The organism is Geobacter argillaceus (genome assembly GCF_007830735.1).
Taxonomy (GTDB): domain Bacteria; phylum Desulfobacterota; class Desulfuromonadia; order Geobacterales; family DSM-12255; genus Geomobilibacter; species Geomobilibacter argillaceus.
This window is the reverse complement of record NZ_VLLN01000022.1, coordinates 25,820-51,309: the sequence shown is the minus strand read 5'-3', so window position 1 is coordinate 51,309 and position 25,490 is coordinate 25,820. Positions and strand designations below refer to the sequence as shown.

Annotated in this window: 22 protein-coding genes and 2 tRNA genes; 19 read left to right on the top strand and 5 right to left on the bottom strand. The window is 53.4% G+C overall.

Annotated features, from left to right (window positions below):
• Positions 1-223: 223 nt before the first annotated feature.
• From tig to JN12_RS15585, 12 genes are all read left to right on the top strand, one after another.
• Complete coding sequence (gene tig / locus JN12_RS15640; RefSeq protein ID WP_145024430.1) at positions 224-1,537, top strand: trigger factor; 1,314 nt, start codon at positions 224-226, stop codon at positions 1,535-1,537.
• Between the two features lie 8 nt (positions 1,538-1,545).
• Positions 1,546-2,151, top strand: coding sequence for an ATP-dependent Clp endopeptidase proteolytic subunit ClpP (gene clpP / locus JN12_RS15635; protein WP_145024461.1), 606 nt, complete (start codon positions 1,546-1,548; stop codon positions 2,149-2,151).
• The gene (clpX, locus tag JN12_RS15630; protein ID WP_145024428.1) at positions 2,148-3,401 is read left to right on the top strand and encodes an ATP-dependent Clp protease ATP-binding subunit ClpX; all 1,254 of its coding nucleotides are present in this window, start codon (positions 2,148-2,150) and stop codon (positions 3,399-3,401) included. The genes clpP and clpX overlap by 4 nt, the downstream gene beginning before the upstream one ends.
• A complete protein-coding gene (gene lon, locus JN12_RS15625) occupies positions 3,398-5,827 on the top strand; it encodes an endopeptidase La (protein ID WP_145024426.1) in 2,430 nt (809 codons plus the stop codon). Before clpX ends, lon begins: the two co-directional genes overlap by 4 nt.
• 96 nt (positions 5,828-5,923) lie before the next feature.
• A tRNA-Asp gene (locus JN12_RS15620) sits at positions 5,924-6,000 on the top strand.
• A 15-nt stretch (positions 6,001-6,015) separates the two neighbouring features.
• Positions 6,016-6,091 (top strand) — tRNA-Val (locus JN12_RS15615).
• 219 nt (positions 6,092-6,310) lie between these two features.
• On the top strand, positions 6,311-7,438 hold the full coding sequence (locus JN12_RS15610; RefSeq protein ID WP_145024424.1) for an FtsX-like permease family protein: 1,128 nt from the start codon (positions 6,311-6,313) through the stop codon (positions 7,436-7,438).
• Positions 7,439-7,440: 2 nt separating this feature from the next.
• Positions 7,441-8,139, top strand: a complete 699-nt coding sequence (locus JN12_RS15605; RefSeq protein ID WP_145024422.1) for an ABC transporter ATP-binding protein — start codon at positions 7,441-7,443, stop codon at positions 8,137-8,139.
• Between the two features lie 179 nt (positions 8,140-8,318).
• The gene (locus JN12_RS15600) at positions 8,319-9,242 is read left to right on the top strand and encodes an HlyD family secretion protein (protein ID WP_170241955.1); all 924 of its coding nucleotides are present in this window, start codon (positions 8,319-8,321) and stop codon (positions 9,240-9,242) included.
• A 4-nt stretch (positions 9,243-9,246) separates the two neighbouring features.
• Positions 9,247-10,782, top strand: a complete 1,536-nt coding sequence (locus JN12_RS15595) for a TolC family protein (protein ID WP_145024418.1) — start codon at positions 9,247-9,249, stop codon at positions 10,780-10,782.
• The gene (locus JN12_RS15590; protein WP_145024416.1) at positions 10,772-11,638 is read left to right on the top strand and encodes a ThiF family adenylyltransferase; all 867 of its coding nucleotides are present in this window, start codon (positions 10,772-10,774) and stop codon (positions 11,636-11,638) included. Before JN12_RS15595 ends, JN12_RS15590 begins: the two co-directional genes overlap by 11 nt.
• 111 nt (positions 11,639-11,749) lie before the next feature.
• Positions 11,750-12,535 carry a GAF domain-containing protein gene (locus JN12_RS15585; protein ID WP_145024414.1) on the top strand — a complete coding sequence of 262 codons (786 nt, stop codon included), beginning with the start codon at positions 11,750-11,752 and terminating at the stop codon, positions 12,533-12,535.
• A 9-nt stretch (positions 12,536-12,544) separates the two neighbouring features.
• Here JN12_RS15585 and JN12_RS15580 read toward each other — a convergent pair whose 3' ends face one another.
• The 5 genes from JN12_RS15580 to JN12_RS15560 all read right to left on the bottom strand — a co-directional run bounded on the left by JN12_RS15580 (position 12,545) and on the right by JN12_RS15560 (position 16,105).
• A complete protein-coding gene (locus JN12_RS15580; RefSeq protein ID WP_145024412.1) occupies positions 12,545-12,925 on the bottom strand; it encodes a type II toxin-antitoxin system VapC family toxin in 381 nt (126 codons plus the stop codon).
• A complete protein-coding gene (locus JN12_RS15575; protein WP_145024410.1) occupies positions 12,922-13,128 on the bottom strand; it encodes an AbrB/MazE/SpoVT family DNA-binding domain-containing protein in 207 nt (68 codons plus the stop codon). Before JN12_RS15575 ends, JN12_RS15580 begins: the two co-directional genes overlap by 4 nt.
• 144 nt (positions 13,129-13,272) lie before the next feature.
• Entirely contained in the window at positions 13,273-14,340 is a 1,068-nt protein-coding gene (locus JN12_RS15570) for a nitroreductase family protein (RefSeq protein ID WP_145024408.1), read from the bottom strand.
• An 88-nt stretch (positions 14,341-14,428) separates the two neighbouring features.
• Positions 14,429-15,244: a PEP-CTERM sorting domain-containing protein gene (locus JN12_RS15565; RefSeq protein WP_145024406.1), complete on the bottom strand. Its 816-nt coding sequence runs from the start codon at positions 15,242-15,244 to the stop codon at positions 14,429-14,431.
• 174 nt (positions 15,245-15,418) lie between these two features.
• Positions 15,419-16,105, bottom strand: coding sequence for a CAAX prenyl protease-related protein (locus JN12_RS15560; RefSeq protein ID WP_145024404.1), 687 nt, complete (start codon positions 16,103-16,105; stop codon positions 15,419-15,421).
• Between the two features lie 203 nt (positions 16,106-16,308).
• On the opposite strand from JN12_RS15560, the gene JN12_RS15555 reads away from it, so the two are divergent.
• Genes JN12_RS15555 through JN12_RS15525 form a run of 7 tightly spaced genes read left to right on the top strand, consistent with a single transcriptional unit; the run spans position 16,309 to position 25,488 of the window.
• Positions 16,309-17,031 carry a PEP-CTERM/exosortase system-associated acyltransferase gene (locus JN12_RS15555; RefSeq protein ID WP_170241953.1) on the top strand — a complete coding sequence of 241 codons (723 nt, stop codon included), beginning with the start codon at positions 16,309-16,311 and terminating at the stop codon, positions 17,029-17,031.
• 10 nt (positions 17,032-17,041) lie between these two features.
• A complete protein-coding gene (gene prsT / locus JN12_RS15550) occupies positions 17,042-19,672 on the top strand; it encodes an XrtA/PEP-CTERM system TPR-repeat protein PrsT (protein ID WP_246125887.1) in 2,631 nt (876 codons plus the stop codon).
• A gap of 12 nt (positions 19,673-19,684) precedes the next feature.
• A complete protein-coding gene (locus JN12_RS15545; RefSeq protein WP_145024397.1) occupies positions 19,685-21,055 on the top strand; it encodes a TIGR03013 family XrtA/PEP-CTERM system glycosyltransferase in 1,371 nt (456 codons plus the stop codon).
• A gap of 47 nt (positions 21,056-21,102) precedes the next feature.
• Positions 21,103-21,906 carry an XrtA/PEP-CTERM system exopolysaccharide export protein gene (locus JN12_RS15540; RefSeq protein ID WP_145024395.1) on the top strand — a complete coding sequence of 268 codons (804 nt, stop codon included), beginning with the start codon at positions 21,103-21,105 and terminating at the stop codon, positions 21,904-21,906.
• Between the two features lie 26 nt (positions 21,907-21,932).
• Complete coding sequence (locus JN12_RS15535; RefSeq protein ID WP_145024393.1) at positions 21,933-23,414, top strand: XrtA system polysaccharide chain length determinant; 1,482 nt, start codon at positions 21,933-21,935, stop codon at positions 23,412-23,414.
• 41 nt (positions 23,415-23,455) lie between these two features.
• Entirely contained in the window at positions 23,456-24,295 is an 840-nt protein-coding gene (locus JN12_RS15530; protein WP_145024391.1) for an XrtA-associated tyrosine autokinase, read from the top strand.
• Between the two features lie 14 nt (positions 24,296-24,309).
• Positions 24,310-25,488 carry an XrtA/PEP-CTERM system-associated ATPase gene (locus tag JN12_RS15525; protein ID WP_145024389.1) on the top strand — a complete coding sequence of 393 codons (1,179 nt, stop codon included), beginning with the start codon at positions 24,310-24,312 and terminating at the stop codon, positions 25,486-25,488.
• Positions 25,489-25,490 lie beyond the last annotated feature (2 nt).

Below are 25,490 nucleotides of genomic sequence, written 5' to 3'. Positions count from 1 at the left end.
GGTCTCTATTCTCCCGCGTTTTCTTTATCATAGCGGGCAATAGCTTGTCAACTGATGTTGTGCTTATGGTTAACGAGTGATCCACTTCATAGAGTCTTGTTGTTGGTGAACAAGCCGATTATCTTGACAGTATTTTCAGGTGCATGATATACAATCGAGCTTTATCTGCCCCACAAGGCTCTTAAGGAGCCGGGGCGGTGACCATTCAGTCGAGGAGAGAGAGATGCAGGTAAACGTCGAAGAGCTCAGCAGTATCAAGAAGCGGCTTAATTTTGAAATTCCGGCAGACCGCGTGTCTGCGGAGATCGAGAAGGTTTTTGAGAACATCAGAAAGCGTACGGCCATCAAGGGGTTCCGGAAAGGCAAGGCACCGAAGGACCTGGTGGAGAAGAACTTCCGTGAGCAAATGGAAGGGGATGTGGTCAAGAACCTCTTCAACGATGCCTATTTCAAGTACCTGCAGGAGAACAAGATCTATCCTGTTGCCTACCCGGATGTTGATACAGATCAGATTATAGCTGGCCAGCCGTTCAAGTTTTCCGCCACCATTGAAACCTATCCCGAAGTCACGGTGGAGCAGTTCGAGGGACTGGAGATCACCCGGGAGCGCCTGGCCGTCACCGATGAGATGGTTGACAAGCGCATTGCCGAGGTCCAGGAGAACATGGCGCAGCTGAAGCCGCTGGATACGGAGCGGCCGGCAGAGCTGAAAGACTTCGCGACCATTGATTTCGTGGGCTACCTGGATGGCACCCCCTTCGAAAACGGTGCTGCCGAAAACCACCAGTTGCAGCTCGGTTCCGGCAACTTCATTCCCGGGTTCGAGGAGCAGGTTGTCGGGATGGCCGTGAACGAGGAGAAGGAGATTGTCGTCACCTTCCCCGAGGAGTACCACAGCAAGGATCTGGCAGGAAAAGAGGTGACCTTCAAGGTGACCCTGAAGGATATCAAGGTGAAAGAGGTACCGGCCCTGGATGACGAGTTCGCCAGGGAGGTTGGCGAATTCGAGACCATGACCCAGCTCAGGGACAAGGTCTACGAGGTGTTCCTCAAGCAGGAGCAGGACAGGATCGAGGCCGATGTCCGCGACCGGCTGATCAAGGCGTTGATCGAGAAGAACGATTTCGAGATTCCCCAGTCGTTTGTGGACAAGCAGCTGGACAACATGCTGGAGAATTCCAAGCAGCGCCTGGCGGCCCAGCGGATGTCCCTGGAGATGATGGGGATGAACGAGGAGCTGTACCGGATCCAGTTCCGCAGCGTTGCAGAGTCGCAGGTGAAGGGCTCCCTGCTGCTGGACGCCCTGGCCGACAAGCAGGGGATCACCACTGACGAGGCTGAAATAGACGCCAAGCTGCGCGAGATCTCCGGCGGCAACGAGCAGACCTACGAGCGGATGAGCACCTTCTACAAAACCAATAAGCAGGCCATGGACAATCTAACCCACCAACTCAGGGAGGACAAGGCGCTTGAGCTGTTGAAGGGTGCTGCCGTCGTTACCGAAGTTGACCGTCAGGAACCCCGGAAAGAGGAATAACCATGTCAATACTGGTACCGATAGTTGTCGAGCAGACCGGCCGCGGGGAGCGGTCCTACGATATATACTCCCGGCTCCTCAAGGACCGGATCATCTTCTTGAGTGGCGGAATAGACGACCATCTTGCCAATCTGGTGATTGCCCAGATGCTCTTTCTTGAATCAGAAGACCCCGACAAGGATATTCATCTGTACATCAATTCGCCGGGCGGCGTGGTCACGGCCGGCATGGCGATCTACGACACCATGCAGTACATAAAGCCGCACGTGTCAACCATCTGCATCGGCCAGGCCGCTTCCATGGGGGCAATGCTTCTGGCCAGCGGGGAAAAGGGGAAGCGGTTCTCCCTGACCCATTCCCGGATCATGATCCACCAGCCTCTCGGCGGCTTCCAGGGGCAGGCTACGGACATCCATATCCACGCCCAGGAGATTCTTAAGCTGAAGAAAACTCTGAATGGACTCCTGGCGCATCACTCGGGACAACCGGTGGAAAAGGTTGAGGCCGACACTGAGCGCGATTACTTTATGTCTGGCGAAGAAGCCTGCAAGTATGGTATCGTTGACTCAATTGTTTCCCGCAACAACCTGACAGTGACAGGAGGTTCCCGTTGAGCAGACGTGACGACAGATCTGACACCTTGATCTGTTCTTTCTGCGGCAAGAGCCAGGACGAGGTGAAGAAGCTGATTGCCGGGCCGACCGTCTATATTTGTGACGAGTGCATCGAGCTCTGCAACGACATCATCGCCGAGGAGTCCAAGCTGGAAGAGGCTCTGGGGCCGGATGTCCGGCGGCTTCCCAAGCCGAGGGAGATCAAGGAAGTCCTGGATGAATACGTAATAGGCCAGGACCGTGCCAAGAAGACCCTTGCAGTGGCGGTGTACAACCACTACAAGCGTATCGAATTCATGGGCAAGCCGACCGATGTGGAGATGCACAAAAGCAACATCCTCCTGCTCGGTCCGACCGGTTCCGGCAAGACGCTCCTGGCCCAGACCCTGGCGCGCATCCTCAAGGTGCCGTTTGCCATGGCCGATGCCACCAACCTTACCGAAGCCGGCTATGTGGGCGAGGATGTGGAGAATATCATCCTGAACCTGCTGCAGGCATCGGATTATGATGTGGAGCGTGCCCAGAAGGGGATTATCTATATCGACGAGATCGATAAGATCGCCCGCAAGTCCGATTCCCCCTCCATCACCCGCGATGTGTCGGGCGAAGGGGTGCAGCAGGCGCTCCTGAAGATCATCGAGGGGACCGTTGCCAGCGTACCGCCCAAGGGGGGACGCAAACATCCGCAACAGGAATTCCTGAAGGTCGACACTACCAATATCCTCTTCATCTGCGGCGGGGCCTTTGCCGGACTGGACAACCTCATCCAGCAGCGCATCGGCGTCAAGACCCTTGGTTTCGGTGCCGACGTGAAGAAGAAGACGGAAAAGAAAGCCGGCGAACTCCTGACGGAAGTGACCCCGGAGGACCTGCTCAGATTCGGCTTCATTCCCGAGTTCATCGGCCGCCTTCCGGTTCTGGCCACCCTCGAAGAGCTTAACGAAGAGGCGATGGTCCAGATCCTCAAGGAGCCGAAGAACGCACTGGTCAAGCAGTATCAGAAGCTGTTCGATATGGAGCATGTCAAGCTTAAGTTCACGGACGGTTCCCTGGTAGCCATTGCCAAGGAAGCGCTGAAGCGCAAGACCGGCGCCCGCGGACTGCGCTCCATACTGGAAAATACCATGCTCGACATCATGTACGAAGTTCCTTCCCAGACCATGGTCAAGGAAGTTGTCATCAATGAGGACGTGATCGTCCGCAAGGAAAAGCCGATCATCGTTTATGAGCAAATGGCGGAGTCTGCATGAGTAACAAGCCTGTCGTTGAATCAACCACCATAGCAGAAAATCGGAAGGGGGAACCGATCAGGTTCCCTCTTCTGCCATTACGGGACCTGGTTTTGTTCCCCTCCATGGTCGTTCCGCTCTTTGTCGGTCGCGAGCGTTCCGTGCAGGCGATCGAAGCGGCGATGGGGAGCAGCAAGCTGATCTTCATGGCGACCCAGAAGAGCGCCAAGACCGAGGAGCCGAGCGAGGACGATATCTATCGTCATGGCACGATCTGCCAGATCATTCAGGTCCTGAAGCTCCCTGACGGCACGGTGAAGATCCTGGTGGAGGGGAAGTCCCGGGGCAAGATCGACGCCTTCGTGCCCCACCCGGACTATTTTCTGGTAGAGGCCGAGGAGACCGAGGAAAACAACCAGGTAACCCCCACGGTGCGGGCTCTCATGCGTGAACTGCTGTCCGTGTATGAAAACTATGCCTCCCTGACCAAGGCTTCCAACCCGGATCTGCAGACCGCCCTGGCGGCCATGCCCACGCCCGGGGCGCTGGCGGATACCCTGGCGGCCCAGTTGACCATAAAGCTGCCGGACAAACAGAAACTACTCGCTACCGCCGAACCGGCGCGGCGCCTTGAGCGGTTGATCTCCTTTATGACCGCGGAGATCGAAATCCTGGAATTGGAGAAAAAGATACGGGGTCGCGTCAAGAAGCAGATGGAGAAGAACCAGCGAGAGTATTACCTGAATGAGCAGTTGAAGGCCATTCAGAAGGAGCTGGGGAAGAAGGACGAGAGTGCCGAGGAGTACAGGGAACTGGAAGAGCGTATCTCCCGGTTGAACCTCTCCAAGGAGGCCCTTCAGAAGGCGCAGGCAGAGCTGAAAAAACTGCGTCTGATGTCACCTGTTTCCGCTGAGGCGGCAGTTGTTCGCAATTACCTGGATTGGCTCACCTCACTGCCGTGGGGGACCCTGACCGAGGAAAAGAACGATATCCGCCTGGCGAGCCGGGTGCTGGACGAAGACCATTACGGTCTGGACAAGGTGAAGCAGAGGATTCTCGAATACCTGTCGGTCAATACCCTGGTCAAGCGGATCAAGGGGCCGATTCTTTGCCTCGTGGGACCTCCGGGCGTTGGCAAGACCTCTCTGGCGCGTTCCATAGCCCGCTCGACCGGCCGCACGTTCGTCAAGATGTCCCTCGGTGGCATGAGGGACGAGGCCGAAATCCGCGGCCATAGGCGTACTTATGTCGGCGCCATGCCGGGCAAGATCATCCAGAACCTGAAGCGGGCCGGCAGTGACAACCCGGTATTCCTGCTGGACGAGATCGACAAGATGAGCTCCGATTTCCGGGGCGATCCGGCTTCCGCCCTCCTGGAGGTGTTGGACCCGGAGCAGAACGCCACGTTCAGCGATCTGTTCCTGGATACGGACTATAACCTTTCCCAGGTCATGTTCGTCACCACGGCCAACACCCTGCACACCATTCCCCGGCCCCTTTTGGACCGCCTTGAGGTCATTCGCCTGGCCGGGTACACGGAGCTGGAAAAACTGGCCATCGCCAAGCAGTACCTGCTCAAGAAGCAGCTTGAGGCCCATGGGCTTGCCGACCGTGAGATCTCGGTTTCCGACCGGGCCGTGATGGAGATCATCCGCTACTACACCCGGGAGGCCGGGGTGCGCAATCTTGAGCGGGAGATTGCCGGCGTCTGCCGGAAGCTGGCCCATCGGGCGGTGGAAGGCAAGAAGCTGCCAAAACTGCTGCAGCCGCACCATGTGGCCGAGTCCCTCGGTGCCAGGAAGTTCCGTATCGACTCGGTGGAGCAGGGGCAGGCAGTGGGTCTGGTAACCGGCCTGGCCTGGACGGAAACCGGAGGGGAGCTCCTTATCATCGAGGTCTCCGTCCTCCATGGCAAAGGCCAGCTGACCATCACGGGCAAACTCGGCGAGGTGATGCGCGAATCGGTGCAGGCAGCAGTGACCTATGTGCGTTCCCGTGCCCATCTGCTCGGGCTGGACAAGGAGTTTTACCAGAACTCCGATATCCATATCCATGTGCCGGAAGGGGCGATTCCAAAGGACGGCCCATCCGCCGGGATCACCATCGCTTCCGCCATCATCTCCGCCCTGACCGGCTCCCCGGTGTCCCAGGGGATCGCCATGACCGGGGAGATAACGCTTCGCGGCCGGGTGCTGGCGATTGGCGGTCTGAAGGAAAAGCTGATGGCTGCCCGTCGGGGTGGCATCAAGCTGGTGCTCATACCCGAGGAGAACCGCAAGGATCTGGACGAGGTCCCCAAGGAGGTCATGGCCGGTCTCACGGTCACCTGCGTCTCCCACATGGATGAGGTACTGCACAATGCCTTTGGCGGGGTGCCGGTCTGTTCCGGTTCCGTCCGGACCATTACCGGTATCGTTACTGATCATGAACCGGTTACGGCGCATTGATCACTGTTTTCTTGGAAAATAGCTTGACAGCAAGGGAAGACCTTTGATACATAAAGGGTCCTTTTGTTGAACGGATTTATTTCGGTTGACGATAGAGGGGTAGTAGCTCAGTCGGTTAGAGTGCCGGCCTGTCACGCCGGAGGTCGCGGGTTCGAGCCCCGTCTGCCCCGCCATTTAGTTTTAGTAATGGGCGAATAGCTCAGCTGGGAGAGCGCCAGCCTTACAAGCTGGATGTCACAGGTTCGATCCCTGTTTCGCCCACCAAATAATCTCAGCAAAAGAAGGGGGTTAGCCGATCACGGTTAACCTCCTTTCTTTTATACACCCCTCCACGCATACGTTGGTGCAACCTCCGATTCTCGATTTAGGCTGTTCTGCAATACTGAGGTCGGTCTGTCGTGTCCCTTTTTTATTGTCTTCGTACTTTGAATCACTGCAGTCTGTTAATTGTTTTAGGTTAATAAGTATGGTACTGTTTGTACCATGTTTTACGTAGCGTTGCGCATTCTGCTCTACGACAAGGTCCGTTCCCTCATCACACTTCTGGGGGTGGTTTTTGCCGTTGGGCTGATCTTCAATCAACTCGGTATATTTCTCGGGCTGATGGAGACCTCGTCGGTTATAGTTGATCATACTCCCGGTGACATTTGGGTCACCTCCAAGAACAGTAAAAACTTCGATTTTTCCCAGCCGTTTCCGGACTATGTCTACCATCAAACTATTTCCGATGCCGGCATTCAGTCGGCGGAAAAGTTGATTGTTGCCTGGGGGATCATTCGACAGAAGGAGGGGGGGACCGAGCAGGTCGAGGTCGTCGGTTTTAATCCCGATTCGGGCGTTGGAGGCCCGTGGGAACTGGTGTCCGGCGATCTGAAACACCTCAAGAATGGCAATTATGCCATCGTTGACGAATCAGCCATGAAGCGACTTGGCAGAATCCAGGTGGGAGAATATCGTGATGTTCTCTCGCACCGGCTGCAGATTGTCGGCATCTCCCGTGGGGCAAAATCGTTTACCACCGCCCCGATACTCTTCACTTCATTTGAATTGGCACAGCGTTTGGTGACTTATGTCGGGTCGGACAGCACGGTCTTCGTGGTGGCGAAAGTCAAACCGGGTGTTAGTGTCAAGGATGTGGTTACGCGCCTTAAGGCGCGTTTCAAAGGGGTAGATGTATTCGTGGCTGACGATTTCAGCATGAAGACCCGCCGTTACTGGGCCGTTGAAACCGGGGTGGGATTCTCGTTCCTGCTGACCATTATCATCAGTTTCCTGGTGGGGATGCTGATCGTGGGGCAGACCATCTACAATTCCACAATGGAGCATATCAAGGAGTTTGGAACACTCAAGGCGCTGGGCGCCACAAACCGCGAAATCTACAAGATCATTTTTTCACAGGCGATGATCAATGCCTTGGCCGGATATATTGTCAGTCTCATCATTACCCTTGCGTCGGTTAAGATATACGAGGCCGGCGGGATGGTCATGGTTGTAAGGGGTTGGGTGAATTTCCTGGTACTCGGTCTGACGCTCCTCATGTGCTTTGCATCGGCGTTCGTGTCTGTCCGGCGGATCAAGCGTATTGATCCTGCCATTCTGTTCCGGGGTTAGTGATGGCAGACCCAATAATTGTCAGAGATCTGAAAAAGATCTACCGCGAGGGACAGATCGAGGTCATGGCCGTAGATAATATCAGCTTCTCGTTGCGGGAGGGGGAGGTTGTGGGGCTTTTCGGGCCGTCGGGAAGCGGCAAGACGACTCTGCTTTCCATTCTGGGATGCATCCTTCGCGCGACCTCCGGTTCGCTCAAGCTTTACGGTAGCGAGGTGGCCGATCTTCCCGAGGAGAAGCTTCCGGCCATCCGCAAACGCCATATTTCGTTCATTTTCCAGGGGTTCAACCTGTTTCCCGCCCTGACAGCCCATGAAAATGTGCTGCTGGGGCTGAAAATGAAAGGGATGACCGGGGAGGATGCGGACAAACGGGCCAGGGAGATGTTGACCAGGGTGGGGTTGGAACAGCGTATGGGGTTCTTGCCGCGGGACCTGAGCGGTGGGCAGCGGCAACGGGTGGCGGTAGCCAGGGCGCTTGCGGCCGATTCGCCGATTATTCTCGCTGATGAGCCAACCGGAAATTTGGATCAGACAAACGGCCGCAAGGTCATGGAACTGCTGAAAGAGCTGGCGGTCGACAGGAGGCGGTGCGTGGTCGTGGCGACCCACGACAACCGGATCGAGGATCTCTTTGACCGCATACTTTTTATGGAAGATGGTGTAATACACCGGGAACAAGGGCATGGCATGAACCGGTGACTGGTTATTCGCGACCGGGAGGACCGAACGGCGAGCCGGTTATTGCTTTGCCTGATACTCCTCTGTGAGGCTTTATGAAGAACGGACGACTTGGTATAGGTATTATCGGTGCATTGATCTGTGTGGCGGTGCTTATCGCACTTGTAGGCCCAAAATTTTTGGAGAGGAAGCCGGAACCTGTGTCGGTTGGTACCTCCTCTACCGGGCAGACAGTGGGGGTGACCGCCAAGGGGGTTGTGGAGAGCGGCACAGATATCGAACTGAGCAGTCAGGTTAAAGGAACGATCAGGCGCGTTCTGGTGGAAGATGGTGCCACAGTGAAGGCTGGGCAACTTCTTCTGGAGTTCGATACGACGAAGATTGAAGCTCAGCGCCGACAGATGATGGCTGCCCTGGCTGCTGCCGAGGCCAGATATCGTGAAATGAAGGATGGTTACCGCACTGAGGATGTGGCAATGGCCAAAAGCGGCCGGGAGCGGTCGCAGGCGGTTGTGACACAGGCGAAGGACGAGTTTGACCGGCAGCGGCGGCTCTATGACAAAGGGGCCACCACCCTGGTGGAATTGAATAGGGCTGAAGAGCGGCTTCGAGTCGCCGAGGGAGAGCTGGGGAGCGCCGATGCCAACCTGGCAAAATTTCGCTACGGGACCAGGAATGAGGACCGTGGTCAGGCTCGTGCCGAGGTTGAACGTGCCAGGGCAGAACTCAGCTTTGTCGATGGTGTTCTGAAAGACTATCGGGTGTATGCGCCTATTTCGGGTCTGGTTGCCGGGCGCTTCAGGGATGCCGGAGAAGGAGCGGATATCGGCACTCCCTTGCTGCATCTGATCAATCCGGAGACGCTACGTATCCGCGCAGAGCTGGAAGAGACCGATGTGGGACGGGTCAAGGAGGGGCAGAAGGCCGAAGTGACCATGGACGCCTATCGGGGAAAGGTCTTTGCCGGCACGGTCGCCAAGGTTTTTCCGGTTGTCCTCAAAAAGACGCAAAAGAGCTTCGACCCGATGGCGTCGTTTGACATCAACACCCAGAAGATCCATGTGCGGCTGGATAACTACTCGGGGCTCAAGAACGGCATGACTGTTACGGTACGGTTCAAATAGGGCTATGCGGAACAAATTTCTCTCCATACTGTTGTTCTTTGCCATGGCGTTGCCCGCGGAGGGAAGAGTCGTCACCGTGGAGGAGTGTATTCGTCTGGCTTCTGGACAGAGCAGCAGCCTTAAGGCGTATGATGCCCTCTCCAGAGTTGCCGGTGAAGATCTTAAAATATCCCGCACCGGCTTCCTGCCGTCGTTGACGTTCAAGGGCTCCTACTCTCTCTTCGATAAGGCAGACCGGCTGATCATCAACGGCAACACCTTTGCTCCCGGTATACCGGCAAGTGACGTAACTGTTTCCACTGGCGACCGGTATGCCTATTCTTTCGGACTTATTCTGAAGCAACCCCTTTACACTGGCGGCAATCTGATCCACGGCTATCGGCGGGCTGAGCACCATTCCAGGGCCGCTGAGTTTGACACTGCCCGCCAGCGGCGGCTCCTGACACTCCAGGTGCGGCAGAGCTTTAACGAAGTGCTCATAACCGAGAGCCAGGTCAGGGCTGCTGAAAAGGGGATTCGTGCCAGGGAGGAACGGCTCAGGGTGGTGCGTGAAAGGCTGGCTGAGGGGTACGCCGACCGGGAAGAGGTCTTGAGGCAGGAAGCTGAGCTGGCCATGGCCCAAACCAGGTTGATCAGGGCGAAAAGCCGCGGCGAGATCGCCATGAGCCGGTTACGGAAGCTGATCCAGGCCGGGCCGGGCGAAGAGCTTTCGGTTGTTGGATCACCGGTAAAGGTTACCCTTGGTGCCAGCCTCAACGAACTGATGACCTCAGGGTTGGAACAAAGGGAGGACCTGAAAGTTTTGCAGGAACGGGTGGAAACGGCGGATGAGGGGGTGGGAGCGGCCAGGAGCGGTTTTCTGCCTCAGGTATATCTGGAGGGGGGGTATTACCGCCAGAAAGAGACGAACGTTGCCCGGCCGGAACTCTGGCAGGCAACCGTGCAGGCTGAATGGTCGCTCTTCGAATGGGGCCGGACCGCTGCCACGGTACGCAGGGCAACGGCACAGCGCCAGCAGTTGTCGTATTCCCGCGAGGAACTGGCCAGAAACGTACGGCTGGAGATAGAGGAGAGCTGGCGGGAGGTGGCAGAGCAGCAGAGCCTGGTCCTGGCCCAGGAAAAACAGGTCAGGGCCGTTGAGGCTGCCCTGGGAAAATCTGTTGACCGTTTCGGCACCGGTGCGGCCCGTTATGACGAAGCCCTGGCCAACGAAGCAGGCCTCTGGGATGCCTTTGACAGTTACTATCAGGGTGTCGTGTCATTGGGGAATGCGTTGGCGCTCCTTGAGGCAAACACGGCAACCGAGTTGGGGACGTGGACGGTATCGTCACCGCTTTATCAACCCGACTTCGATTATTATGAGAAGCTGATGCAGAAGGAGCTCGACAGTCGGCGACCGGCTCCCCCTGCCGTGGATCCACTGCCGACCTCGCAACACGGTGACAACGCTGAAGATGTATGGTCAGAGCTGGAAACGCGGCTGTTGATGCAGAACCGGCGGGGCGAAGGATTTCTCGTGAGGAGCAGCCATGGACCGTGAACAGTTCCTGCGGGAGGCATTTTCCCGCAACCTGGGGCTACTGAGTGAAGACGACCAGCAGCGACTGCTGGAGGCCCGGGTTGCAGTTGCCGGCGCTGGTGGGGTGGGTGGGCTGCATCTGCTGACCCTGGCGCGGCTCGGTGTCGGAAAATTTAATATCGCCGATTTCGACACCTTTGACACGGTGAATATCAACCGCCAGTACGGCGCCTTTGTCAGCACCCTGGAGAGGCACAAGGGGGAAGTGTTGCAGGGGATGGTCCGGGACATCAACCCCTATGCCGATATCCGTCTCTTTCCTGACGGTGTCTCTCTGGAGAATCTCGATACCTTTCTGGACGACGTGGATGTTTACGTGGACGGGATAGATTTCTTCGAGATCGACATCCGTCGGGCGATTTTCAATCGCTGTCGGGAAATGGGGATTTACGCACTCACTGCCGCTCCGCTAGGATTTGGTGCTACATTGCAGGTTTTTGCCCCGAACGGCATGTCGTTTGACGACTACTTTGCTATCCGCGACGGCATGGATCAGAATGAAAAGGTAGCGGCTTTTGCCGCTGGCCTTGCCCCCCATCCCTATCATCTCAAGTACCTGGATCTGTCCAAGGTTAGCCTGGCCAAAAAGAGGGGCCCGGCCCTGGCACTGGCCATCACGCAGGCCACCACCCTGATTGCTACGGAAGTCGTAAAGATCCTCACCGTCAAGGGGACGGTTCGGCCGGTCCCAGCCTATCTGCAGATTGATCTGTTGAGAAACAAATATACGCAAGGGTATTTATGGCTGGGTGGCAGGAATCCTATCCAGGCCCTGAAGCGGTGGATTATTCTGAAGAAGGTCCGGGCCGCTTCTTGAACCCTTTTTCTGTATTCCTATTTATGAGGGTGCCGCGCTTGTGACACCCTCTTTTTGCAGTGATGTTGCAGAGAGTTGTAAGTGAATTATAATGTGCACAAGGTGAAAATAATGGGATCCACACATCAGTATGACCAGTTCATCAAGCTGATCGGCCTCTCCACCTTTCTGGAAGAACAGGCAAACATGGACGAGAGTCTGGATGAGTTGGTCGCCATGGCAGCCAATATACTCCAATCAACCACCTGTTCCATCATGCTGTTCAAGGAGGACGAGGAGTCTGACGATTTCCGTCTCCGGCTCTTTGCCAAGCACGGTGATCTGCCGCCAAAGGCCTACACGGAGGCGGTAAAGGTGAATGAGGGGATTGCCGGCCGGGTGGCGGCAACGGGACAGGCCTTGCTGGTGCAGGACATCGATCAGACGGAATTCCTTCCGCTGGCGCGCCGGCCGGAGTCAGCCAACAAAAGCTTCATCTGTGTGCCGATCGTCATCAACCGCAAGGTGATAGGCGTACTCAACGTCAGCAATCCGGTCGATGGTCGCTCCTTCGACTACAGCGACCTGAACCTGTCGGTCTTTGTGGCGCTTCTTGTCGGTAAGTCAGTCCAGGTAAATCAGCTTCAGGGACTACTCAAGTCCCGCTTTGCCCAGTTGGCCGTAGCCAGCGAGACTCAGGGCCTGTTGACCGGGGCATTTAATGCCGATTCGCTGGATACGGGCAAGGTGGTGAAGATGGTTGCGAAGACATTCTACCGGGAGATGACCAAGGCCGGGTTCCGTCGGGAACATATCGTTAGTGCGGCGACCGAGATTATTTCTCTGCTGAGCGAGAGCCTTGATCGTCATGAGTTGAGGAATAGGCGAGAGGAGCGGAGGGATATGACGTCGTCTTGATGCCGACGTTCAGTGAGCCGTTTTCGGAATAAACTGCACCGAGGACAACCCATTGAAGTGGTCGTCCTGGGTCCACACGGTTGCTTTCTTTGCGCGTGCACAGGCGAGGATCAGAGCATCGGCCATGGGAAGGCGGTGGTCCAGGCTCAATTTCGCACCGTTCAGTGCCAGTTCCTCGCTGATATCCACTATAAGCCCCTCGCGCATGGCTGCCACGGCAAGAAGTCCGGAGCTTTCACCTCGTTCGCGGGCAATCAGCTTGAAAACCTCGTATAAGACTATTGTTGGAACAATCAGTTGTGCCGTATCGAGGATCGGCTCTTTGAAGGCGTCGGCGTTGGGGCCTCGGGAGAAATATTCAATCCATCCGGAAGAATCCACCAGGTTCACAGCCGGTCCTCTTCCCGATCAAAAGAGGTATCGATTCCCTCGACAAAGCCGATCATATCTGCCAGAGGGCAAACAGGGATCATCTCGATACGGTTGTCGTAGGCAATAATCTGGATTTTCTGGCCGGCAACCAGTGAGAGGGACTCTCGTACCTTTTTCGGGATGACCACCTGGAATTTGCTCGATAACGCAACTGCTTGCATATGTCCTCCATTTGATTATGTGTTTTTACCATAGCATGATCGATGGTTGATATCAACTACAGTGGATGTGTACATGGATGTATTTTGAGGTGCCAGGAGGAACCCTGCTTGTGAATGGCGTAACGCGCTGCACGTTGTTGTGAGTTATCCGTTGAATGTTTGTAGCACGTCACTAACAGGTCGGCGCAGGGAGCGCTGGGTGGGCGGGTCGGCATAGCCGAAGCGGAACAGGATGATCAATGCGTTTGCAGGTGTGATCGGAATAATTTCCTGAAGACGTGCATAGGTATTCTTGAGAAGGCGGTATTGTTGATCAGAAAACCCTTCCTTCCCTCCACGGAGCATCCGGGTCAAAATAAACGGCAGGCCTCCAAACGGGTGTACCGCAACTCCTTGTGCGGTTGCAGTCAGCCAGATACGCTCCATGCAGCGCCCCCCAGCGAAATAATGCTGATTAGACGAGCCATCCATGACCAGGATGCCGAGGGCGGCCGATTTCATCAGCAGGCTGCTGTTCAGTAAGCCGACAAGACGGTTAATGCCGATCAGGTTGAGCGTGCGGAGAAGCGGCCATGAGGACATAAGCCGGAAGAAGAGGCGCTGAAACGGATCGAGTTCCAGGCTGCCAATCGGCAGACCATCGCGGGTTTCCTGCACGTCCCCGTCATTCCAGCGCAGCCAGCGAAAGAGGTTTGCATGGAGTTGTGGGTGGTTGAAGATGATACTGTCGATCTTTGCTGCCAGGAGGAAGAGCTGTTTCATTGAGGTATGATCATCAAACAGATGAAGGGTCGCTCCGGGGACTGTTACTGCCTGCTTAAGCGCCACTGCCGTCGGTTCGTCCAGCTTTTCGTTCCGATAGGGACGTCGGTTGGTACATCGTTGTAAAATTGCATTAAAAAGCTGATCCGTAGTAGTAAGACTTGGGCGGAAGGTGATGCGGGCAACCGGCTTTTCCGGAGAAGGAAATGAGGTAACCTCACACGCAAGGTTAAGGTTGCTTGCAGCGATAACCATATTCTGAACGGCGGCGCCGATGGTGGCGTATGCTGCGGTGTAGCAATAGTCGCCGAAAAACTCGGCCCGCTGTCGGTCGAGATGAATATCGAGCCCGTCATCACGGGTGATGAATTGCCAGGGCTGGCAGTTGTCGACGGTTGGAGCCGTGGTTGCTGCGGTTATGAGTGTATCGATGATTTGTGAAGAGATCATGGGAAGAGTTTAACCCACGAATTGATTTCAGCAATGAAAAAAGGGCACCAGCTGCAGCTGATGCCCTTTTTTGTGAAGAATCGTCGGGTTATGCTTTGCGAGAGCGCTTTCTGCCGAAAAAGCCGAGGCCGATCAGGCCGGCGCCGAGAAGGGCGAAGGTGCCAGGCTCGGGGGTGGCGACTGCGTCAATAGGGTCGCTGCTGACCACATCCCAACCTTTGTAAGTATTGACTAGAGGAGAAGTTCCGTTGTTGATGATTGCAAACGTGTTTTCCATAGACAAATCAGCAAATTGTCCAGAACCATCGAAACGAGTAAAAGAGTTAGTATTAAAGGTGCTGAACATTGTACCGCCAGTAACATCTAGTAACGAAGTTCCACGGCCTTTGATAGCAGGGTAATTGGGGGTAGTTCCAGAATTCCCTCCACCTGTGATAGTTGCTACGAGTGTACTTGCAGGTTGTGTGAAATCACCGCCCGCAACAAAATCTGCGGAGAGCCATAGAGTTCCGGCAGCAGCCAAATCCGAAAAAATGGTGGCAGTCTTGGTCAGATCAAATACAGAAGTTGTTTCAAAAACATAGAGTTTCCCACCGCTGAACGTGGTTTGGGATCCGACTTTTTCACCTACAGCAGATGTTGTAAGCAGGCTATCGAAATAGCCGTAAAGATATTGGCCACCATTTCCTTGAGCCCAAGTGGGAGAGCCGCCCTTTGGAGAGATTGTGTCAAGACTAAATACGCCGGACAATGTTTGGGGAGATGTTGCAGTCGTGGATAGATGGTTCTCATAATTTGTCCAATGGAAGGTTGTCGCGCCAACGGGGACGGGTACAGCCATTGCCGTAGCCGCAGTGGCCATGAGCATGCATGAGGCGAGAAGTGCAATCAGTTTCGTTTTCATTTTTGTCTCCTTTTTTAGTCAATGCTATTTAGGCATTGTTGCCGTAAATGTTGAAGTCAGACTTGTTGTAGCACGAGATATGCCAATGCGTAACGTTTTGAAATGAAAAGAAAAAACTCGGCAGTGCTAACGAGTGCATGGCTAGTGTAAAGAACACCGACACTGATTTGTCAGTTACCAGAATCGCCACTGCTGCGTCTGCAGCACAAAGATTCCTAGGAGCGCATTGGTAATACCGTGACTAACCACACAGAGGGCAATACTCTTGGTCCGGTAGAGGAGCAGGCTGTAGGCCACGCCGGCCATGATTCCGGCGTAGAACTGGTGGTGTTCAAGTCCGAAGAGAAGGGCGCTGATGAGAAAGGATGTCCAGGTAAAGGTCCCGACCGGAACCCTTGTAATGTTGGGATTGATGACGTAGCGCAGGAGAAACGACCGCCAGAAGAGCTCTTCCATGATTGGTGCAACGATTGAGGCGCTTAGCAAACGAATTGCGATCAGGCAATGACGTGTAAAGAAATCCGACAGCACTGTCGGATCGTACCCTGCCGGAGATCCGGAAAGGCCGAGCACCCACGGCATGTTTATCCAGAGAACAAAGACGATAATGCCGACGCCGACACTCAAAAAGGTTTCACTGTACCGCAGGAAATCGCGAAGTCGGATTTCTTCGTATCGTTTCCAGTAACAAGCCAGGAGGAGGCCGACTGTCACGGCCCTGAAAGAGTAGAGGTAGAGAAAGGTTGTGGTCGGGATGTTTAACAACCCTTTGTTCATCAGAAAGCGGAGAGCCTCTTCGCCGCCGATGAAAGTCATGAAAAGGGCAAAGGGGGTGACACGGTATCGTGCGTAGTGGGCCATGATCGCTCGTGGTGTGCATAGGTATTTAATAATTAACAATTGGTAATTATGTGTTCTTGCTTGAGTGTACCAGTAAATAATTTATATCCTGTTTACAAGCCATTTTTTCATTGGTATAATTTTTTACCTGCATTCTGTAGATGCTTTTTTTGTTGCGCGAATCCTCCCGACGCTGTCAATTCAGCAGAAACGGAGTCATGCAGATGTACTTCGATTTCATGAGAATTTCGAAGGACTCCCCGCTTATCGAGGATGTCTATAAACTTCGTTACAAAGTTTATTGCGATGAATGGGGCTTCGAGCGCCCGGAGGATCATTCGGGAAGGCGCGAAGTTGATAAGTACGACCCGTTTTCTTCGCATTTCGGGGCAATTCGCAAGGACTCGGGACAGCTGATCGGCACCATTCGGGTGATCGGCTTCTCTGATCAAGGTTTTCCAATCGAAGAACACAGTACGTTTTCTGTTGATCTCTCGTATCTGGACCGGGCCAAGGTTGGTGAGATATCCCGCCTGGCAGTAAGCAAAGAGTATCGCCGGCGTCTGGCGGACAAGATCATGCTCGACGGACAGGAGTATACGCCGGACCTAGAGCGACGGTTCCAGGAGGAGCGGCGCCGGACCGACCACGATATTGTTCTCGGCTTGTACAGCTGTATTTATCAGGAGTGTCTGGAGACAGGTCTGACTCATTTGTATGCCGTAATGGCAGATGGTCTTCAGTTTCTCCTCCGGCGTGCCGGGGTACTGTTTCAACGAATTGGCCCAACCGTTGAATACCATGGCAAAAGAACCCCTTACCTGTTAACGGTGGATGAAACGATGGACCATATGGCGGGGAAAAATCCTGAACTATACAAGTTATTCCTGGCACGGGCCGCTGAACGCGTATCCGATGGTGCCTCAGGGAGGTCACTGCGTGGTTAAGAAAATTGTTATGGCAATATTGATTGGCTGTCTGCTGGCGGCCTGTTCCGGCAAGACCAAGGAGGATCTGTACGCGGAAGCTCAAAAACAGCTCACCGGTGGGAATCCCAACGGCGCTGTCGTGCTGCTGAAGAACGCCTTGGAGAAGGACCAAAACTATCTGGACGCTCGTTTCCAACTGGCCAAGACTTATGCGGTATTAGGGAAATTTGAGCAGGCGGCGAAAGAACTGAAGAAGGTGCTTGCTCAGAGTCCGGCAAAGAATGAAGCGCGGCTCGAACTGGCCAGGACATATAATTCGTTTGGGAAGCCGGATGACGCTCTCCGGGAAGTTTTGGAGTACCTGAAGACGGCGCCCAATTCCGCGGAAGGGGTGGAAGTCCAGGGGATTGCCCAGTTCCAGAAAAAGAACTACGCCGAGGCTGAGGCGCTGTTCAGGCAGGCTATTGCCGCAGACCCGTCAAGGGTCCAGGCCAAGCTGGAACTGGCATCGGTCAACGCTGTCCAGGGAAAGAGCGATGCGGCGCGGGAACTGCTGACCGAGGCGATTGCCAAGGATTCCCAGAACACTCGTCCCTATTACATGCTGGCTGCAATCGAGGCAGGTAGCGGGAACCCGGACAAAGCCCTTGATGTTTACGGGAAGATCGCTGCCATTAAGCCGTCCGACCCGGTGGCACCGTACAAGGCCGGGCTGATTCGTGTCGAACGGAAGGAACTGGGCAAGGCCGATCAGATAGCGGACCAGTTGTTGAAGCAGTTCCCTAAAAGGGGTGAAGGCCCCCGGCTGAAGGGGATTGTCCTCTATCAAAAGAAGAGCTTCAGCGAGGCGATTACATTCTTGCAGAATTCTGTCAAGTTGCAGCCGACCCTGGAAGGATACTACTATCTGGGACTCAGCCTTTATAACAAAGGCGATCTGGAGACCGCGCTCAGTCAGTTCAGGACCATCCTGGACCGTAGTCCGGAATTTGCCCAGGCCCGCCTGTTGACCGGCATGATTCTGCTCAATCAGAAACGGGTGGATGACTCCATCAAGGAGATCAAACGCGTTATCGAGGCTGATGATCGGAATGCTCTGGCGCATAACCTTCTCGGCAGTGCCTACATGGCCAAGGGGATGTACGATGAGGGGATGCGGGAGCTGAATCGGGCCACGCAGATCGATCCCAGGATCATCGATGCCCATCTGAAGAAGGGCGTTTTCTATCTTAGCAAAGGGAATCAGCAGGCGGGTGAGACGGAACTGGCCACGGCTGTCAAGGTTGCCCCGGAGGTTCTCAATACCCGTTTCCTTCTCGCTTCCTACTACCAGCGACGAGGCGAGCCGGCCAAAGCCCTGTCCACGCTGAAGAGCGGGTTGACCGGTAAACAGGGCGATGCGCCCATTTATAACAGCCTTGCCGGACTCATGTTCAGCCAGCGAAAAACCAAAGAGGGGTTGGAGTATCTCCAGAAGGCCAAGCAGGTCGATCCGGGGCTGTTTGCCACCTACTTCAATCTGGCAACCTATTACGCCGCAACCGGTGAGCATGACAAGGCGCTTGCAGAGTACCAGACGGTACTGCAGAAAGAACCCGCCAATGTCAAGGCCCTGATTGGCACTGCGGCCCTGCTTGAACTGAAGGGGAGAGACAAGGAGGCGCTCGATTATTACACCAAGGCCAAGGAGACACGAAACCCGGTCGGGTTCCTCATACTGGCTAGCTATTATGTTAATAAAAAGGATGTGAAGAAGGCTTTGAACGTGCTTGACGAGGCAATCAAGGCTGACTCTAAAAATGTTGCTGTCCTTGAGATGAAGGGGACATTGCTGGCCAGCGAGAAGAAATTCAGTGATGCGCTCAAGGTGTTCGACGATCTGGACGCTATTGCCCCGGACCGCGGACTGGCGTTGAAGATCAAGACCTATGTGGCGATGAAAGATATACCGAAGGCGATCGAACAGGCGCGCCGGATTGTTACCCTCAAGCCCAATGCGGCTGCCGGCTACCTGGTCATGGCTTCCATCTACGCAAGCCAGAAGGATTATCCGCGGGCCATCACGGAAGTGAAGAACGGCATCCGGGTCGACGGCAAGAACCCCCAGGCGCATCTGGAACTCGGCAACCTGCTGTCAGCTATTCGGAACAATGATGCGGCCATGGCCGCCTATGGCGAGGCGATCAAGGTGCAGCCGAATTTCGTTCCGGCCATTTTCGCCCAGGGGGCCCTCCTCGATTCTGTCGGGAAAAAGAAGGAGGCCGCACAAAAATACCGTGAGACCCTGACAAAGGCAGACAACTACGTGCCGGCGCTTAATAACCTCGCTTTTCTGTACGCCGATGGCTACGGAAGCAAAGACGAAGCGCTGCGTTTGGCCATTACCGCCTATAAGCTCGAGCCGGGCAATGCAGGAATAATGGATACACTTGGCTATGCTTTGTTGAAGTCCGGAAAGAAGGATGACGCGAAGAAGGTACTGGATAAGGCGGTGTCGTTGCTTCCGGACAACCCGACCGTGCGTTATCATCTTGCTCTTGCCCAAAAGGAGACGAATGACCGAGCGGCAGCTTTGAAGAGCGTTCAGAAGGCCCTTACTCTGGGCGATTTCCCCGAAGCCTCTCAGGCGAAGGGGCTGTCTGCCGAATTGAAGCGGTAAACAAGTAGCCATATGAAGTTGATGTTATCGATTCTTATCGGTGGTGATATTTTGCTGGCCTTAGCAGCCATGTATACCTCCCTGTTTGTCAGGTTCGGTTACCATGCGAACGTAGGCAAATATTTTATTTCGAACTATCATATTCCCTTCATTTTGCTCACAACGGTATTGGCGGTTTCCTATCTCATTGAGATCTACACCCCTGGCAAAAATATTAAGAAGAGAGAGCTTTTTGTAAATGTTGTTATTGTTGGAGCCGGATCGTTCATTGGTCTTTCTATTCTCTATTACCTCTTTCCAACAATAATGTTCGACAGAGGTCTGCAAATCCTGACAATATTGTTTTTCGCCGTTTACCAATACACTTGGCACAGTGTTTTCTTTTACAGTCGTAAGCAACAGCGGTTTGCGCAGAAGGTTCTAGTGCTTGGCACGGGCGAACTGGCAGCGAAGCTTCGGGAAATTATTCAAGAATCACGCGGTTATTTTCAGTTGGTCGGATTTGTCCGTTGCGGTAACTTGCTCATCGGCGAGCAAGAGATTCCGGCTGAGCAGATACTTGGTGAAGCTGACTCCTTGCGCGATATTGCGCTTCGGGAGGATGCGGGTATCATCGTCATTGCGCTTTCCGAACGAAGAGGAGTGTTCCCGTTAAGGGATGCACTGAGCTGCAAGCTAAACGGCTCCGAAGTGCTCGATACCCCATCATTCTATGAACTTTCTTGCGGTAAACTGATGCTTGAGCAGATCACACCAAGTTGGTTCATTTTTTCAACGGGGTTCCGTCGCCCCTTATTCATAAATATTATAAAGCGGTTAATCGATCTGTTCCTCGCATTTTGGGGACTGATACTCTCGATTCCGATTTTTCTGATAGTCTCGGTGCTCATCAAACTCGATTCTCCAGGGCCCTTATTCTTTACTCAGATACGTGTCGGCAACAAGGAACACCCGTTCAAGCTGATCAAGTTTCGGACCATGCGCCAAGACGCAGAGTCTGCTTCCGGAGCTGTCTGGGCGACAGAAAATGATCCCAGGGTAACGAAAATTGGTCGGTTTATGCGTAAGACACGGATCGATGAAATCCCTCAGCTTATCAATGTGTTGAAAGGGGAGATGAGTTTTGTCGGTCCCCGCCCGGAGCGACCTGAATTTGTCGAAAAGCTGAAGGCGATCATCCCTTATTACTCCCGCCGTCATTTCATTAAGCCGGGGGTGACCGGATGGGCTCAGGTGCGCTATCCATATGGATCGTCAATCGAGGATGCGGTCGAAAAGCTACGGTATGACCTTTATTATCTGAAAAACTTGTCACCGTTTCTTGATACACTCATTTTTTTTGAAACGATCAAGGTAGTGTTATTTGGGCGGGGGGCGAGGTAAGGAACTAACTGGCTCGGGGTCCGGTAAAACCTGCATAGGGAGTTAAGATGAGACTTAAATTGTTGTTGCTGGCGGTGATGTTGCTTGTTACGTCGGTTCCTGTTTTTGCCGGTGACTACGTCATCGGCGAAGGTGACGGACTGGATGTCTCCGTCTGGGGGATAAAGGAACTTAGTTTTTCGGTAAAGGTCCGCCCTGACGGTAAAATAACGGTGCCTGGCCTTGGTGATGTCATTGCCAGCGGTTTTACGCCGACTGCACTCCAGGCGTCACTTGGAGAAAAACTTAAGGAGCTGGTGAAAAACCCGATAGTGACGGTAACGGTCCGTGAGATTACCAACAGCAAGGTCTATATCTTCGGCGGCGGAATAAAGTCGGGGGTATACGATCTGGCGCGGCGGACCTCTCTTCTTCAACTCCTGTGTTCCATTGGCGAGGTCCGGTCGGCAGACCTGAAACGGGCATATGTGCTGCGCAGTGGCAAGAAGGTCAAGGAGGATTTTCATCGCCTCTTCATTCAGGGGGATGTTGCTGAGGACCTGCTTTTAGAGAACAACGACTCGCTTTTTATCCCCTTGCTCCTTGACAAAAGCGTGTATGTGCTCGGAGCAGTGAATGCCCCAAAGTCAATAGAGTATCGCGAGGGGATGGTTGTCCTTGAGGCGATACTGGAGGCAGGTGGATTCACCAAGTTCGCCAGCCAAAACGAGACCATTATTCGGCGAAAGGAAAAGAATGATGAGGTTTCTCTGCCGGTCAAGGCGAAGGATCTGATCAAAAACGGTGACCTGAGCCAGAACATCAAATTGCGGCCGGGTGATTATATCATTGTTAGTGAAGGTTTGTTTTAATAGTTTGATCATATTGAGGAATTTGCATGAATACTTCTGAAGTTGATTATAAGCGCTATATAAATCTTTTTTTTCGATTCAAACGGCTATTCTTCATAACAGCTCTTCTCATCATGACCGGGGCAGTGGTCGTGTCGTATTTCTGGCCTAAGAAGTTCGAGGCCAAGAGTACCGTATTTATCGAAAAGAATGTGATCAGCGAGTTGGTCAAAGGTATTGCGGTTACCCCTTCCATGGACCAGACCATCAAGGTACTGACCTACGCCATAACCAGCAGACCCCTTCTGGTCAAGGTCATCAATGAACTTGATCTGCTGACCAAGAAAAACAGCGACGCAGAACTGGAAAATTTGTTAAATAAAATTCAGGAAAATATTTTGGTCAAGGTAAAAGATAATAACCTGTTCATTATTTCATTTAACGATAAAAATCCCCGCATTGCCCGGGATTTTGTCAATACACTTGTGCGACTCTATATCGAAGAGAACATTTCATCAAAGCGTGAAGAGTCATACGGCGCCACCAAATTTCTTTCCGAACAGATCGGTGATTTCAAGGCAAAGCTCGAAAAGGCCGATAGCGAGCTCTCAAAATATAAGGTTGAGAAAGGGGGAGTTATTGCCATTGATGAGGCAAAACTCTTCCAGGAGATTAATGTGGCTCAGCAGAAACTGTATGACATACAACTGCGCCGCAAGCATCTGGAAGGACTTAAACCCGTTACGCAGAGGACCTCTGATCCACTTCAGGGGAATCTCATTTCTTTACAGAAGCGTCTGGAGGAGTTGCGTACTCAGTTCACCGACAGCTATCCCGAAATCCTCAAGGTGAAAGGGGAGATCGAGATCCTGAAGGAGCAGCTCAAGTCCCGCAAAGATAACGGAGCTGCTGTCAGCGACCCTCAGGAACTTGGCAAGATTGAAGCCGAACTGGCAGCACTGAGATCAAGCGAAGAGAGCTTAAGGAGGTATGTTGCAACAAATCAGTCTCTGCTGAAGAACATACCATCGGCAAAGGCAAACCTGGAAAAACTTGAGACTGAAAAAAGGAAGCAAAAAGAGTTGTATGATCAACTGATGACCCGTCATGGTCAGTCCGAGATGTCCAAGCAGATGGAAGTTCAGGACAAGTCTACCACATTCCGCATTGTCGATCCTGCCGTAATGCCGATCAAGCCGGCCAGTCCAAACCGTGTGAAGATTATGTTCCTGGGTATCATTGCCGGGATAGCCGGCGGATTGGGTGTTCTACTTCTGCGCGATGTAATTAGTAATACTGTTAAATCGGTAGATGCGATAAAATCGTTTGGTTTTCAGGTGCTGGCGGTCATCCCACGGATGGAGGACCCTGTGGTCATACAGTTGCAGAGGCGAAAAGATTTGCGTTTCTATGTGGTGGTAGCAGGATATTTTTCTTTTCTTCTATGTTTTCTCGCCATAGAGGCTCTCGAACTGGGCTATGTGGATAAAGTGCTCGAAAAAGCAGGTATTGTAGAGCGCGTACGTTGACTTTTTCCGCCTTAAACCATCTAAAAAGGATTACCTAAACTATGAGCAGAATCGAACGGGCGCTTGAAAAAGCATCCCAGATGCGTGGCTCTGGAGGGGTTGCTCCTTCAAATTCACAGCAGCAGCGACAAGGGGCTCCGTCGAATATTATTGAGACCCTGCCGCCCCCCAATCTGCAGATCAAGCTGTCAAATCCGCTTCTTGTCGCCGGCAGCGATCCCTCTTCACCGGCAGCGGAAGAGTACCGTAAACTGAAGTCCATCCTGGTCAAGCTTACTAAGAGTGATGAGTTTCACAACACTATCATGGTGACGAGTTCCGTGGCAGGTGAGGGGAAAACGATAACGTCACTCAACCTGGCCCTCAGCTTGGCGCAGCAGTTTGACCATACCGTATTGCTCATTGACGCCGACCTCCGCAGACCCTCAGTGCACAGGTATCTGGGAATAACCGCCGAGCGTGGGCTTGCCGACTGCCTGAGCGGAGATGCAGAGCTTGGAGATGTGCTGATCAATACCGGCATCGGCAAACTGGTAGTCTTGCCGGCAGGCAAGGATCTGCGAAATCCGGTGGAGCTTTTTACGTCGCAGAAAATGTCGGATCTCCTTATGGAGATAAAGTACCGTTACCCTGATCGCTATATCGTGATCGACACGCCACCAATCCTTCCCTTTGCCGAAACTCGTCACTTAAGCCATTTGGTTGACGGAACAATTTTTGTCGTTAAGGAGGATGGGGCTTCGCTCCAGGGAATCAAAGAGGCACTGGAATCGCTGGGCGGATCCAATGTTTTGGGCATAGTCTATAATGAAGCACGGATCGACCGAATGGACGATCGCTATTATTACTATCGTTCTTACGCTTCTTCCAATAAGCATTGACGAACTGACAGGATATGTACGAGACCTTTTTCAATCTGACCACGAAGCCGTTTGATCTGGTACCAAACCCGGATTTTATCTATTTGAGCAGGGTACACAAGAAGGCCCTGACCTACCTTGATTATGGCGTACGCGAGCGTGCCGGGTTTATCCTTCTGACCGGAGAGGTCGGTTGCGGCAAAACCACACTTATTCGCGAACTGCTGAACATGCATCACGAACACACGGTGATATCCAAGATATTCAATACCAAGGTCGATTCAGAACAGCTGATTGCGATGATCAACGACGACTTCGGTCTGTCGGTGCAGGGGAAAGATCGGATTACCCTATTGCGTGAACTGAACGATTTTCTTATTGATCAGTATGCAGTCGGCAACAGGCCGGTCCTCATTATCGATGAGGCGCAGAATCTTTCCCCCGAACTGCTTGAGGAAGTGCGCATGCTTTCCAACCTGGAGACGGCGCATTTCAAACTTCTTCAGATCATCCTCGTCGGGCAGCCTGAGTTGCGTACGTTTCTTGCCGCTCCAGAACTGCGCCAGCTTCGGCAGCGGATCAGCATCAACTGTCATCTTTCACCGTTGACTCGCATGGAAACTGAACAGTACATCCTCCACCGCCTTGAAGTTGCCGGCAATCGTGATGCTGTAAAGTTCTCACCGGCCACCTTCGATATCATTTATCATTACTGCCGGGGTGTTCCGCGACTGACCAATATTATCTGTGACTTCCTGATGCTTTCCGCCTTTGCCGAAGAGCGCCGGGACATAGATGATGCGATGGCGCAGGAGATAGTCGGTGACCTTGACTTTGACAACTATTACTGGGCACATGGCCAACAAGTGGATCAACAAACTTTAAATACTTCAGCCTGTTTCATTGAGGATGGTACCATCCCGGCGAATTCAGTTACAGGCCTTTTTATGGAAATATCAGAGAAAATCAACCGGTTGGAACAGGATGTCTTTGCTGAACAAAAGAATCAGGCTAAGGAGTTCAATGAACGCCTCACAACCATGCAGAATGCGTTGAAAAGTGTCGTTGTGAAGACTGACGAGGCGTTGAATGTGCTTCTGAAAAAGGTTAACCAGCTAGGAGTTGACGCGGATGCCTCCAAGACTGGTGAACAGTCACCCATTGATGATAAACAGGCAAAGAGCGGTCTGGTGCGCCGTATCTTCGGGAGTTGACT